12 protein-coding genes are annotated in these 14,197 nt (G+C 42.4%); 7 read left to right on the top strand and 5 right to left on the bottom strand.

Going from position 1 to position 14,197, the window contains the following annotated elements:
• Positions 1-6: 6 nt before the first annotated feature.
• The 5 genes from HMPREF9010_RS09190 to msrB all read left to right on the top strand — a co-directional run bounded on the left by HMPREF9010_RS09190 (position 7) and on the right by msrB (position 6,153).
• Positions 7-1,266 carry an ABC transporter permease gene (locus HMPREF9010_RS09190; RefSeq protein WP_008649823.1) on the top strand — a complete coding sequence of 420 codons (1,260 nt, stop codon included), beginning with the start codon at positions 7-9 and terminating at the stop codon, positions 1,264-1,266.
• Positions 1,267-1,270: 4 nt separating this feature from the next.
• Positions 1,271-2,512 carry an ABC transporter permease gene (locus HMPREF9010_RS09195; protein ID WP_008649822.1) on the top strand — a complete coding sequence of 414 codons (1,242 nt, stop codon included), beginning with the start codon at positions 1,271-1,273 and terminating at the stop codon, positions 2,510-2,512.
• 80 nt (positions 2,513-2,592) lie between these two features.
• Positions 2,593-3,693, top strand: a complete 1,101-nt coding sequence (locus tag HMPREF9010_RS09200) for an efflux RND transporter periplasmic adaptor subunit (RefSeq protein WP_004306998.1) — start codon at positions 2,593-2,595, stop codon at positions 3,691-3,693.
• Between the two features lie 9 nt (positions 3,694-3,702).
• On the top strand, positions 3,703-5,040 hold the full coding sequence (locus HMPREF9010_RS09205) for a TolC family protein (protein WP_004306997.1): 1,338 nt from the start codon (positions 3,703-3,705) through the stop codon (positions 5,038-5,040).
• Between the two features lie 84 nt (positions 5,041-5,124).
• Positions 5,125-6,153: a peptide-methionine (R)-S-oxide reductase MsrB gene (gene msrB, locus HMPREF9010_RS09210; RefSeq protein ID WP_008649821.1), complete on the top strand. Its 1,029-nt coding sequence runs from the start codon at positions 5,125-5,127 to the stop codon at positions 6,151-6,153.
• A 138-nt stretch (positions 6,154-6,291) separates the two neighbouring features.
• Here msrB and HMPREF9010_RS09215 read toward each other — a convergent pair whose 3' ends face one another.
• Positions 6,292-6,807, bottom strand: coding sequence for a DUF3836 domain-containing protein (locus tag HMPREF9010_RS09215; protein WP_008649818.1), 516 nt, complete (start codon positions 6,805-6,807; stop codon positions 6,292-6,294).
• Positions 6,808-7,167: 360 nt separating this feature from the next.
• Between HMPREF9010_RS09215 and HMPREF9010_RS09220 the strand changes: the two genes are divergently transcribed.
• Positions 7,168-9,117, top strand: a complete 1,950-nt coding sequence (locus HMPREF9010_RS09220) for a transglycosylase domain-containing protein (RefSeq protein WP_004306994.1) — start codon at positions 7,168-7,170, stop codon at positions 9,115-9,117.
• A gap of 30 nt (positions 9,118-9,147) precedes the next feature.
• Here HMPREF9010_RS09220 and HMPREF9010_RS0124565 read toward each other — a convergent pair whose 3' ends face one another.
• The 4 genes from HMPREF9010_RS0124565 to HMPREF9010_RS09235 form a co-directional block, all read right to left on the bottom strand.
• Positions 9,148-10,488, bottom strand: a complete 1,341-nt coding sequence (locus HMPREF9010_RS0124565) for a hypothetical protein (protein ID WP_032852789.1) — start codon at positions 10,486-10,488, stop codon at positions 9,148-9,150.
• Between the two features lie 14 nt (positions 10,489-10,502).
• A complete protein-coding gene (locus HMPREF9010_RS09225) occupies positions 10,503-11,186 on the bottom strand; it encodes a DUF4476 domain-containing protein (protein ID WP_004306992.1) in 684 nt (227 codons plus the stop codon).
• 26 nt (positions 11,187-11,212) lie between these two features.
• Complete coding sequence (locus HMPREF9010_RS09230; protein ID WP_008649815.1) at positions 11,213-11,884, bottom strand: DUF4476 domain-containing protein; 672 nt, start codon at positions 11,882-11,884, stop codon at positions 11,213-11,215.
• A 115-nt stretch (positions 11,885-11,999) separates the two neighbouring features.
• Complete coding sequence (locus tag HMPREF9010_RS09235; RefSeq protein ID WP_004296216.1) at positions 12,000-12,839, bottom strand: S1 RNA-binding domain-containing protein; 840 nt, start codon at positions 12,837-12,839, stop codon at positions 12,000-12,002.
• Positions 12,840-13,024: 185 nt separating this feature from the next.
• On the opposite strand from HMPREF9010_RS09235, the gene HMPREF9010_RS09240 reads away from it, so the two are divergent.
• Complete coding sequence (locus HMPREF9010_RS09240; RefSeq protein WP_008649814.1) at positions 13,025-14,026, top strand: malate dehydrogenase; 1,002 nt, start codon at positions 13,025-13,027, stop codon at positions 14,024-14,026.
• Positions 14,027-14,197 lie beyond the last annotated feature (171 nt).

The following is a 14,197-nucleotide window of genomic DNA, read 5'->3' as shown; positions in this document are numbered from 1 at the left end:
ATTATCATGATTGACATCTGGCAAGAAATATATAGTACCATCAAACGCAACAAGCTAAGGACTTTTCTCACAGGATTTGCCGTGGCATGGGGAATCTTTATGCTTATCGTCCTACTAGGTGCAGGTAACGGACTGATCCACGCATTCGAGCAATCGGCTTCCGAACGTGCCATGAACTCCATCAAGATTTTTCCGGGATGGACCAGTAAATCATACGACGGACTGAAAGAAGGAAGACGGGTGCAACTGGACAATAAAGACATGGATGCTACCAGTCATTATTTCCCGAATCATGTCATCAAGGCCGGAGCAACCGTGTGGCAGGGAGGCGTAAATCTTAGTTTCGGGCAAGAATACGTCAGCCTGAACCTTTCCGGCGTATATCCCAATCATACAGAGGTAGAAGTCGTGAAGCTTTTCGAAGGACGTTTTATCAATGAAATCGATATCAAGGAACGCCGGAAAGTAATTGTACTCCATAAGAAAACAGCAGAAATCCTTTTTAACAAGACTCATACCGAGCCAATCGGACAGTTTGTCAACGCCGGAAATGTGGTTTATCAGGTAGTAGGTCTTTATAATGATAAAGGAGATAGCGGAGACAGCGATGCCTACATTCCTTTTACCACTCTACAAACGATTTATAATAAAGGAGACAAACTGAATAACCTGGTCATGACTACCAAAAATCTGGAAACAGTAGAGGCTAATGAGGCTTTTGAAGCCCATTACCGTAAAGTATTGGGAGCCAACCATCGGTTTGACCCAACGGACCACAGTGCTATCTGGATATGGAACCGGTTTACCAACTATCTGCAACAGCAAAAAGGTTCGGGCATGCTGCGTATCGCCATCTGGGTAATCGGCATCTTTACGTTACTTAGCGGAATCGTTGGAGTTTCCAACATCATGCTGATTACCGTCAAAGAACGTACCCGCGAGTTTGGTATTCGTAAGGCTTTGGGAGCCAAACCGCTTTCCATTCTCTGGTTGATTATTGTAGAGAGTGTCACCATCACCACCATATTCGGATATATCGGGATGGTAGCCGGTATCGGAGTGACCGAATGGATGAACAGCGCTTTCGGCAATCAGACCATGGACACCGGAATGTGGACGGAAACCGTTTTCCTGAATCCGACAGTAGATATAAGAATCGCCATACAGGCTACACTCACATTAATAATAGCTGGTACGTTAGCCGGATTATTCCCTGCCCGAAAAGCAGTTAGCATCCGACCGATCGAAGCACTTAGAGCAGATTAAGACTATGAGAATAGACATGGATACCTGTGAGGAAATCCTCATTACCATTACAAGAAATAAAACGAGAAGCCTGCTGACTGCATTCGGTGTTTTCTGGGGAATCTTTATGCTCGTAGCCCTTATCGGCGGCGGGCAAGGATTGGAGGACATGATGAAAAAAAACTTTGAAGGATTTGCCACCAATTCCGGTTTCCTTGTCTCGCAAAGAACGGGCGAGGCTTACAAAGGCTTCCGCAAAGGAAGATGGTGGAATCTGGAATCTACCGACATCGACCGTCTTCGCTCCCAAGTGAAAGAGGTGGAGATCATTACTCCGTCCGTAGCCCGTTGGGGTTCCAAAGCCGTATACGAAGATAAGAAATATGATTGTAGCGTGAAAGGATTGTATCCGGATTATCTCCACATTGAATCACAGGAAATGGCATACGGCAGGTTCATCAATGAGGTGGATATAAAGGAAGCACGCAAAGTATGTGTCATCGGAAAACGAATTTATGAAAGTCTTTTCAAACCGGGAGAAGACCCGTGTGGCAAATATGTAAGAGTAGATGGCATTTATTATCAAGTGATTGGCATGTCTTCTTCCGAAGGGGACATGAATATACAGGGACGGGCTTCGGAGGCCGTCACTCTTCCTTTTACTACGATGCAGCAAACATATAATCTGGGAGGACGAATTGATGTGATCTGTTTCACTGCGAAGCATGGAGTCAAAGTGTCTGAAATACAACCCAAAATGGAACAGGTCATTAAAGCCGCACATTATATCTCCCCGGATGACAAACAGGCTGTTATGTGCCTGAATGCCGAAGCTATGTTCTCTATGGTCGATAACCTGTTTACCGGTATCAACATACTTGTTTGGATGGTAGGATTGGGAACTTTGCTGGCAGGTGCCATCGGAGTATCCAATATTATGATGGTGACCGTTAAAGAACATACCACAGAAATCGGTATCCGCCGGGCGATCGGTGCACGGCCGAAAGATATTCTGCAACAAATTCTATCAGAGAGTATGGTACTTACCACCATTGCAGGAATGTGTGGAATATCCTTTGCCGTCATGGTGTTGCAACTTGTAGAAATGGGAGCCAACGCTGACGGAGGGGACACCCGTTTTCAAGTTACTTTCGGACTGGCAATCGGTACTTGTGCCCTTCTAATCGCACTGGGAATGTTGGCAGGTCTGGCACCTGCTTACCGGGCCATGGCTATCAAACCGATTGAGGCGATTCGGGATGAATAAGGAAGTGGAACAGTTATCTGGATATGTGAGGAGTTTAGTTTCAATCATCAATCGTAAATAATAAAATTATAAATAAAATCATGAAAAAGTATCTGAAAATCACATTATTGGTAGTCATTGCTATCATTCTTGTCGGAACATTCGTATTCCTTTATCAGAAATCCAAGCCTAAGGTAATCACTTACGAAACAGTTAGACCGGAAATGACTGACCTCCAAAAAACTACAGTAGCTACCGGAAAAGTGGAACCGAGAGACGAAATTTTAATCAAACCGCAAATTTCGGGTATTATCGACGAAGTATATAAAGAAGCCGGACAAGCTGTAAGAAAAGGGGAAGTTATTGCCAAAGTAAAAGTAATCCCTGAACTCGGACAACTGAATTCTGCAGAAAGCCGTGTGCGCCTGGCAGAAATTAATGCAACCCAGGCAGAAACGGATTTCGCCCGTGTGAAGAAGTTGTATGACGGTCAGTTAATTAGCCGGGAGGAATACGAGAAAAGTGAAGTGGCTTTGAAACAGGCTCGCGAAGAGAGACAGACGGCCAAAGACAATCTGGAAATCGTAAAAGAAGGAATTACCAAAAACAGTGCCTCTTTCAGTAGCACGATGATTCGCTCTACCATTGACGGGTTAATCCTGGACGTACCTGTAAAAGCTGGTAATTCGGTGATTATGAGTAATACGTTCAATGATGGAACCACGATTGCTACGGTAGCCAACATGAACGATATGATTTTCCGCGGCAATATTGATGAAACAGAAGTGGGACGTATCCACGAACAAATGCCAATCAAGCTGACCATCGGAGCCTTACAGAATCTGACTTTCAATGCCATTCTGGAATATATCTCTCCGAAAGGGGTGGAAACCAATGGAGCCAACCAGTTTGAAATCAAGGCTGCGATTACCATTCCGGATTCTGTTCAGATTCGTTCCGGATATTCGGCTAATGCGGAAATCGTATTACAAAAAGCCAATCAGGTATTGGCAGTGCCCGAAAGCACTGTTGAATTTAGTGGTGACTCTACATTTGTGTACATCATGACAGATTCAGTGCCCGAACAAAAGTTCCAGCGTACACAGGTGACTGCCGGTATGAGTGATGGAATCAAGATAGAAATCAAGAAAGGGGTAACCATTCAGGACAAAATACGTGGTGCAGAGAAAAAAGATAAATAATTGAATCCGATGAAAATAATTCGTAAAACCATATCAGCCATTCTGCTTGCCGGAGTCGGAATCACCTCCATCCAGGCACAGAACAACTCTTCGCAAGCGTGGACGCTGCGGCAATGTATCGACTATGCCATTGAGCATAATATAGAAATCCGTCAATCGGCCAATAATGTCGAAGCAGGCAAAGTGAGTGTAAACACTACTAAATGGGCACGCCTTCCGAATTTGAGCGGTAGTGCCAGCCAAAACTGGAGTTGGGGCCGTACTGCTTCTCCGATAGACAACTCGTATAGTGACATCAACAGCGCCAATACCAGTTTCAGCTTGGGAACAAACGTACCTATATTTACCGGTTTGCAACTGTCCAACCAATATTCACTTGCCAAACTGGATTTAAAAGCTGCCATAGAAGATTTGAATAAAGCCAGAGAGGATATTGCAATCAATGTCACTTCGGCTTATTTACAGGTTTTATTCAATCAAGAATTAAGTAAGATTGCTCATAATCAGGTCGATTTAAGCAAAGACCAGTTAAAACGTATTCAAGGTCTTCAGGGAGTGGGTAAGGCATCCTCTTCTGAAGTGGCCGAAGCACAAGCCCGTGTTGCACAGGATGAAATGACTGCTGTACAATCAGACAATACGTACAAACTGTCCTTACTGGATCTCACCCAACTCTTGGAATTACCCACGCCTGAAGGATTTGTACTCGAAAGCCCTAAGGAAGAATTAGAGTTCGAATCTCTCACTCCGCCGGATGACATATATACACAGGCGCTTACTTACAAACCAAGCATTAAGGCTGCAGAATATCGTTTACAAGGTAGTCTTAATAGTATTCGTATTGCCCAAAGTGCGTTTTATCCACAACTCTCTTTCAGTGCCGGTCTGGGAAGTAATTATTATACGGTTAGCGGAAGATCAGAGAGCAGCTTCGGCAGTCAGATGAAAAACAATCTGAATAAATATATAGGATTTAATTTGAGCGTGCCAATCTTCAACCGTTTTGCCACAAGAAACCGGGTACGCACCGCTCGTTTGCAACAAATAGATTTATCCTTGAAGTTGGATAACAGTAAAAAAATACTCTATAAAGAAATTCAGCAAGCCTGGTACAATGCTCTGGCAGCAGAAAGTAAATACAACTCCAGTGAAGTGGCAGTAAAAGCCAACGAAGAATCTTTCCGCCTGATGAGTGAGAAGTTCAATAACGGCAAGGCTACCTTTGTGGAATACAATGAAGCCAAACTTAATCTGACGAAAGCTCTTTCGGATAAGTTGCAGGCAAAATATGACTACCTGTTCCGGACTAAAATTCTGGATTTCTACAAAGGACAGGTCATTGAATGAAAAAAAATAAAGTTGAGTTTAGTATAGTAGTTCCTTAAAACATATCCGTTGGTTCATTCGTTATTATAGAAAGAACTAACGGATATGAAGTATTTTATCGTCCTAGTGATTGTAATGATTAGTAATACATTTTTAGGAGTTGCTAAACCAATGAAGAATCAAGCAGAAATCTATTTTGCGGGAGGATGTTTCTGGGGGACAGAACATTTCCTGAAACAAATTCGAGGAGTAGAAAATACTCAGGTAGGGTATGCCAACAGTAATGTTGCCAATCCGAGTTATGAACAGGTCTGTTCAGGAAAAACCAATGCTGCCGAAACAGTAAAGGTGGTTTATGATCCGAAAACGGTAGATTTGAATTTACTGCTCGATCTATATTTCAAGACAATCGATCCTACCAGCCTCAACCAGCAAGGTAATGACCGGGGAACGCAGTATAGAACCGGAATTTATTATGTAGATAAAGAAGATCTCCCTGTCATCAAGCAGGCGATTCAACTATTATCCGCGCAATATAAAACTCCTATCGTCCTAGAAGTAAAGCCATTGACAAATTTCTATCCGGCAGAGACTTACCACCAGGACTATCTGGATAAAAATCCGGGTGGATACTGCCATATCAATCCCGCTTTATTCGAAATGGCACGCAAAGCGAATGCGCCGAAAGCTAAAGCGTATCAAAAAGCGGATGATGCAACCCTTCGTAAGGAATTGTCGGCGGAACAATATGCCGTAACCCAAAAGAATGCCACTGAACCTGCTTTCCACAATAAATACTGGAATGAGCATCGTCCCGGCATTTATGTGGATATTACTACCGGAGAACCTCTGTTTGTCTCTACCGACAAGTTTGATTCAGGTTGCGGGTGGCCAAGCTTTTCCCAACCGATTCAAAAAGATCTAATCGCAGAAAAGAAAGATACTTCGCACGGCATGATACGTACGGAAGTACGCAGTAAAACCGGAGATGCTCATTTGGGACACGTATTCACAGATGGGCCGAAAGAGAAAGGTGGATTACGCTATTGCATCAATAGCGCTTCACTTCGTTTTATCCCGAAAGATAAAATGAAAGAGGAAGGTTATGGAGAATATCTACCACTCGTTAAATAGATATTGAAGAGTTACAAAAGCTAATCGTAACTGTTCATTAGAAAAACAGAACGGTGGATTATCCCATAAGGAAATCCACCGTTTTTAATGTAGTTAAATTAAAAGAGAGAGAAGGAGTTTCACAACTCCGATTTATTTTTATCTGCTGGCAGTCAGCAGAGTTGCTTCATTAGTTGCCGGAGTAGATACATTCATAGTCCAGCTAGCAGCGGATTCTTCAATCCATTTATCATTCCATTTATAGTTCATATAAGCAACCGGCATATTAGCGTCGTTCAGTTCATAAACGCTCTTTTCAACAGATGCGTCGTAAGCTCTGTGAGAGTCATTCCAGCGTGCATATACCAAAGTGATTTCATTAGATGAATAAGTATAATCAATTTTAAAGTACGGTATCCATTTTTCAGTAGAAGCATCCCATTTGAAAGCTTCTTTGGAGGACATTCTCTTCTGATCGTCATAGGTAAAATCATATTTCATGTGGCGATAGAGAGAACCATCGAGTCTGTAAATCACTTTCGATACTACAAGATCATCTACTTTTTCTTCATTAGTAATGAAGTTATTACCCTGTGCCTTCACTGTTGTATTAGCGATTCCTGCAAATACCATAGCAACTAAAACGATCATTCTGAATAATACTGTAGTCTTCATAATTGTATATTTTTTATTTGTTCAACATTCTGTTTTTGTTCTTCTGTTTATTAGACGGATCAAGCGTCTCAAACGGTTGCAACCTTCTGAAGTTTTTTTCATTTTTCTTCGTTGTCCGCTTGCGACTATAGAGATGCAACGAGCGTGCCAAAACGATAACTAACTAATAATCAAGGAAATCATAAAACAGAACGGTGTACGAAAACGAACAGTTGTACGCTTAAAAGCGAACAACTAACCATTTTTTTCGCATTTTCTTCTTTCTACTGATGAATATAACTCTAAAAATGGGAAAATACTCCGCTTGTTGCCCGAATTATTATCTACCTTTGCAGCGATTATCATATCAAGAAAAAGAAGATGGAAACGTCCAGCAAAAAAAGAATTATCATTCTATCGGCTACCGGTATCTTGCTTACCAGCCTTATTTGTCTCTTTGCATTCCGCAATGTCATTTTATGCCATATCGTTGACAAACGAGCTACACGTGCCGAACAAACATACGGTCTACAAATTCATTATCAGGAGTTACGAATGAAAGGCTACAATGAAGTGGCTTTACAAGGACTTTCTATTGTTCCCAACCAACGGGATACCCTCCTGACATTACAATCCGTCAATGTAAAACTAAGTTTTTGGGAATTGCTAAAAGGAGAAATCGAAGTACGGAATGTGCTTATGAATGGCCTTGCAATCAACTTCATCAAGCATGATAGCATAGCTAACTACGATTTCCTGTTCTTTAAACGGCAACAAGAAGCAGAACTCCAACCTGTCATAGAAAGTGACTATGCCAACCGTATTGACCGGATATTAAACCTCATTTACGGTTTCCTGCCTGAAAACGGGCAACTCAGGCAAATCAATATAACCGAACGTAAAGATAGTAATTTCGTTGCAGTCAACATTCCTTCTTTTATTATTGAGAACAATCATTTCCAATCAACCATTCAGATAAAAGAAGATACACTTCCTCAACAACTATGGGAAGCGACCGGCGAACTAAACAGAAGAGACTATACATTAAAAGCATCTCTCTTTGCCCCGGAAAAAAGAAAAATCTCACTACCTTATATTACCCGCCGTTTTGGAGCAGAAGTCACTTTCGACACCCTATCTTATAATATGACTAAAGATAAGCGTGCATCCAATCAACTGCTCCTCAAAGGAAAAGCGAGAGTGAACGGACTTGACGTATTTCATAAAGCTCTCTCTCCTGAAGTAATTCATCTCAATCGTGGACAACTCTGTTACGAGATGAACATAAGCGGGCACTCACTCGAGCTGGATAGCACGACCATTGTTGATTTCAACAAACTCCAGTTTCATCCTTATTTGCGAGCCGAGAAAGAGAAAGGAAACTGGCATTTCACTGCTGCGGTCAACAAATCCTGGTTTCCGGCAGATGATCTGTTCAGCTCTCTCCCCAAAGGATTATTCAGCAATCTGGAAGGCATCAAGACAAGTGGCGAGTTGGCCTATCATTTTCTATTAGATATTGATTTTGCACAACTAGATAGTCTCAAACTGGAATCCGAACTGAAAGAGAAAGACTTCCGCATCACAAGCTATGGAGCCACTTCACTCTCCAAAATGTCCGGCGAGTTCATTTATACAGCTTATGAGAATGGAATACCGGTGCGGACTTTTCCTATTGGTCCCTCGTGCAAACACTTTACACCATTGGATAGCATTTCACCCATCCTAAGAATGTCCGTTATGCAAAGTGAAGACGGAGCATTCTTTTACCATCGCGGTTTCCTGCCCGACGCCCTACGGGAAGCATTGATTTACGACCTGCAAGTGAAACGCTTTGCACGTGGAGGAAGCACGATCACCATGCAACTCGTAAAGAATGTATTCCTGAACCGTAATAAGAACTTTGCACGTAAATTGGAAGAGGCATTGATTGTATGGCTAATAGAAAATGAAAGATTAACTTCTAAAGAACGCATGTACGAAGTATATCTGAACATTGTTGAATGGGGACCGCTCGTTTATGGTATTCAGGAAGCTTCTGCTTATTATTTCAATAAACGCCCTTCACAACTGAACACGGAAGAAAGTATTTTCCTGGCTTCCATTATCCCGAAGCCCAAGCATTTCCGCAGCTCTTTTGCTGAAGGCGGACAGTTAAAGGAGAATATGGAAGGCTATTATAAGTTGATAGCCAAGCGGCTTGCACAGAAAGGAGTAATAAGTGAAATCGAGGCGGATAGTATCCGCCCCGATATCCAAGTTACGGGCGCTGCCCGGAATAGTCTAGCCGGTGAAAACCCGGAGTCTAGTTCTCCTTCCGCTGAGGAGTAATGAGATTGATATAAATAATAAAGGAATAGGTTATCTTCTTGAACTGCTGCTGTTTCTTTCAGAGGAACGGGAAGAACTTTGAGTGCTATTGCTTCTCGTACTTCCGGAAGAAGAGCGTCTTTCTGTTTGTCCACTAGAAACATTGCTCCGGGTAGAGCTCGAGCTACCGCTACTCCGGTTAGAAGTGGTACTGCTGCTACGACTGGTAGTACTACCGCTACTGCGACCAGAATCACTGCGACTGGAACTACTACGATTGGAACTACCGCGACTGGAACCGGAAGAGCTATTATTTCTCTCGGAACTGTTATTTCTATTATAGGAACCACTATCGTTTCGTTTACTTGAACTTTCTCTCGAACTGCTACTTGTTTTTCCACTTTCACGATTGGAGGAACTGGAACCAGTTGAACTTCCGCTTGTTGGTCTGCGATTAGAGCTTGAAGAACCGGAACCTGTTTCCGGACGACGACCAGAATTACGATCACTTTCTACTCTATTCGTATTCCCATTTTTATCAGGAGCAACATTGTTATCAGGTCTTCCACTTCCGGACGGTGTAGATGGTCTGACAGAAGTCGAAGGTCGATCTCCTCCAGATTCCGGACGGGGACGTGTTGACGTACCAGGTCTTGTTGTCGTTCCGGGACGAGTAGAAGTATCAGGACGAGTAGAGGTACTTGGGCGAGACGTACCAGGACGCGTTGTCGATGAACCCGGACGGGAAGAATTACCCGGACGTGTCGGTGCATTATGCGGACGAGTGGAAGTATTCGGACGGAACCGGACAGAACCGAAATCCGAACGACGATAAGAGTGGAATACTCGCTGATCTCTCACCCGATGCGGTGCAGAATAATGGTTGAAATTAGTATATCTGCCCCGATAATAACTCACATGGTGAAAGTGTGGACGATAATGTGCTCCACAATAAGTACGGTAATGGTAAGGCACACCAAAATAAAACAAACTACGATTCGGGTAATTAACATAAACCCTGAAACTCCATTTCCCTCCGGTTACATAGATTGGCCGATAGAAATACCCGGCACCGAGGAACCGGCGATACTGTGCATCACTCAATACCCAGCGAAGATCGTCGTTACGGATATCCAACGCTTCATAATAATCATCCAATGCCCATTCGTAACCACGTGCTACGTAATCCATGATATTACGGACAGAATAAATAAAGTCGTAATTAATTTCATACGCATCATTATATTGCTGTGTACTCAAGCTCAATTCATATGCCATCTTATCGGTAAGAAAACGCGTCTCCTTACGTACCTTGCTAGTGCTCATTCCAGCCATTACGGTCATATTGGCAGTCAGACCGACAGCAAAGAGTAAAAACAGTATTCGTTTCATAATTCAATCTCCTATCATTTATTATTCTGATGATATTCCTCAATAAACTTACGCATCTCATCTTTATATGCATTAGAAAATAAAATATCGATCACCTTATTAAAATTTCTTTTATCCCTTACATAAGGATACAGCTTCTTCATCATCTCCACCTGGTCAGGAGTATACGAAATCTCCTTCACTATTTTCACACATTGATTTGAAGTGACATCATACGTTCTCAACATCCGATCGACAAGCTTCTTCTGGTCTTCATTCATAACCGTTATTTTGAGCTTATTGATAAATTCATCAAACTCCGGATCAGTCATCAAACGAGCTTCTTCCACTTGTTCATGATTAGGAAAGACTTCAACGGTAGTGTTCACAGCAGGCGGTACTACAACGGAATGCATTGGTGCAGGTCTGCCATAACCTTTGAACGTATCCATACTAACCACCTCTCTATTTACAAACTGAACGATTATCGTCACAGGTTCCGAAGTAAGTACAGGCGTACCGTTATCACGATGGAATTCCCATTCTTCCATATCACCGTCAAAACGCCGGAAATCAGGTTTTCCTAAAACGGACTCTACCTGCGATTGAGTCATTCCCTGATATATACCCATCATCTGTTTGGTAGATACATAGCTGGTAAAACAGCCACTGACCAATATTCCCAACGCCAAACACAGCATAATATGTATCTTTTTCATAACCGTATCGTTTTTAGTTAATAGTATCAACGTTTACCGTACCCTATGATAAAATCCTTCATCTTTTCCTTGCTGGAGCTAAATGTCAGGGTATTAATCACCGTAAAGAAAGCTTCCTTATCTACAATCCGGGGATACATGATCTTCATAATCTCCATCCGGTCATCATCGAATGTATATAGTTTGGTCAGTTGGAGACATTGGGCAGATGTGAAATCAGAACCAGCCAATGCAGCATTGAGCAACTTCATACGGTCATCTTTAAAAGGCTCATTCTTCATCTCTTTATAAAACGTTTGGAAGAGCTGATCGTTCATCACCCTGTTGTAACCATATCCCGGACGATGTTCTCCCTGTTCGGGACGGCCGGGTCTTTCCGGGCGCATGTTATCACGTCCGTCTACCCATATTTCTGTCACTCCCCTCCCATCAAAATAAACGAAATCTTTATATAATTTTTCTCCTTTCCATACTCGCTCTCCCGCACGGGTAAAGCGGGTGGCAAACACTTCAACAGTATAATGTCCGGGATTTAAATTGGCTATAAAGCAGGTAGTAGTAGGTAAACATATCTGGCTCCCTCCCAGGTAAACAAGAATCGGAGTATTCCCGCCATCGATACGGATTCCGTTAACAGACTGCGCTTGTAAGGAGAGGGCAGCGAACAGGATGCAGAAACTTATTATAATCTTACGCATAGCTTATCTAGTTTTTATTATTTATATCTTTAATCTGATAGCACAAAAATAGGGTGAGGAAACTCCCCACCCCAATGATTCTCTCTATTCGTATGTAGGGAAATCCCTATTCTGTTTAGGAATCCGCCAAAGCAATGCCATCCTCATGCAAGGTAATCAGACGTTTCTTATACAAGTCGCCCACTCCTTTCTTAAAGGTTTTCTTGCTAACACCAAACGTGTCATAAATATCTTCCGCAGGACTTTTATCATTCAAGTTGATCCGTCCTCCATGCGCTTTGATATAGTCGAGCAGCGTTTTCGAAAAATCGTCAATCTTTTCAAAACCGGGTTTCTGAAGAATCAGGTCTACCTTACCATCTTCACGCACCTGTTTCACAAAAGCTTTCATCTCCATTCCTGTTTCCAACGGACAGAATATTTCATTTTCATACAGCAAACCGCTATACTTATTATCTATAATCGCTTTAAAGCCCAAATCCGTCTTCTGCCAGATAAGGATATTCACTTCTGCTTCCGGAGTATATTCCGGCTTTTCTTTCGACAGATAACGTTCCACCTTTGCTGAAGCCACAATACGATAACTCTCTTCATCCAAATGCGCATGGACCACATATTTCCGCCCAACCTGCATTTTCATCTTCTGCTCACTGAACGGAACGAACAGGTCTTTCATCAATCCCCAGTTCAGGAAAGCTCCGTATTGATTCACCCAGGAGACTTCCAGACAGGCAAACTGACCTACCTGCACCAACGGAGTCAGCGTCGTAGCAATCAGTCTTTCATCCATATCCAGATAAAGAAACACGTTCAAAAAATCTCCTATCTTACAGTCTTCGGGCACATAGCGGGTAGGCAACAAAATCTCACCTTCTTCCCCACCATCGAGATATACGCCGAAATCTACTTCTTTCACGACTTCAAGCTGATTGAACTTTCCTAATTCGATGCTCATATTCTTATCTATTTATTGTAATAAGACACAAAGATAATCTATTTTGAATAGATCTCTCAAACAGTCAGCCATAACTTTTCGTTATCGGGCAAAACTATTTGCAATGAACAATCTGCTTTCTAATATGTTAACTTTGTAGCGACAAAAAGAAAAAGTAAATTATTCACCTTTAAACATATAAACTTATGGAATTTCTAACCAACGAGAAACTTACGATTGTAGGAGCTGCCGGAATGATCGGCTCCAATATGGCACAAACAGCCATGATGATGAGACTCACTCCGAATATTTGCCTGTATGATCCATTTGCCCCGGCTCTGGAAGGAGTAGCTGAAGAATTGTATCACTGCGGTTTTGAAGGTGTCAACCTTACATTTACTTCCGATATCAAAGAAGCGCTGACAGGAGCTTCTTACATTGTCTCTTCCGGTGGAGCTGCCCGTAAAGCAGGTATGACCCGCGAAGATTTGCTGAAGGGAAATGCAGAAATTGCCGCTCAATTCGGTAAAGATGTTCATCAATATTGCCCGAACGTAAAACATATCGTTGTGATCTTTAATCCTGCAGACATCACCGGATTGATTACTTTGTTGTATTCAGGTTTGAAACCCTCTCAAGTTTCTACACTGGCTGCCCTGGACAGCACCCGTCTGCGAAACGAACTGGTGAAATTCTTCCATATCCCGGCTTCCGACATTCAGAATTGCCGTACGTATGGTGGTCATGGCGAACAAATGGCTGTATTCGCATCTACAACCAAAATAAAAGGAGAGCCTTTGACCAATTTCATCGGCACTACCCGTCTTCCATTGGCAGATTGGGAAGCACTGAAAGTACGTGTCATCCAGGGTGGTAAGCATATTATCGACCTGCGCGGTCGTTCTTCTTTCCAAAGCCCGGCTTATCTTTCTATCGAAATGATTGCCGCTGCTATGGGTGGACAACCTTTCCGCTGGCCTGCCGGAACGTATGTTTCTAACAGTAAGTTCGACCATATCATGATGGCGATGGAAACTTCAATAACTAAAGACGGCGTCACTTATAAAGAAGTAGCCGGAACTCCTGCCGAACAGGAAGAATTGGAAAAAAGCTACGAGCATTTATGCAAACTTCGTGATGAAGTGATTGAAATGGGGATCATCCCAGCTATTAAAGACTGGCACGCATTGAATCCCAATATTGACTAATCAAACAATATTAGCAAAAAGCCGAAAAAGAGAAAATACATCTCTTTTTCGGCTTTTATTCCAATTACTTACATATCACATATACCCCCCACTTAGTCTATAAATCTTTCAAGACTCCAATTCAAATGACTATGCAAAGTTGGGGATAATTCGTCAATTAAAAAAATAGAC

The sequence above is a fragment of the Bacteroides sp. 3_1_23 genome (genome assembly GCF_000162555.1).
In the GTDB taxonomy this organism is placed as follows: domain Bacteria; phylum Bacteroidota; class Bacteroidia; order Bacteroidales; family Bacteroidaceae; genus Bacteroides; species Bacteroides ovatus.
The sequence above is the reverse complement of the archived record's forward strand: the minus strand, read 5'-3'. Positions and strand labels throughout refer to the sequence as shown.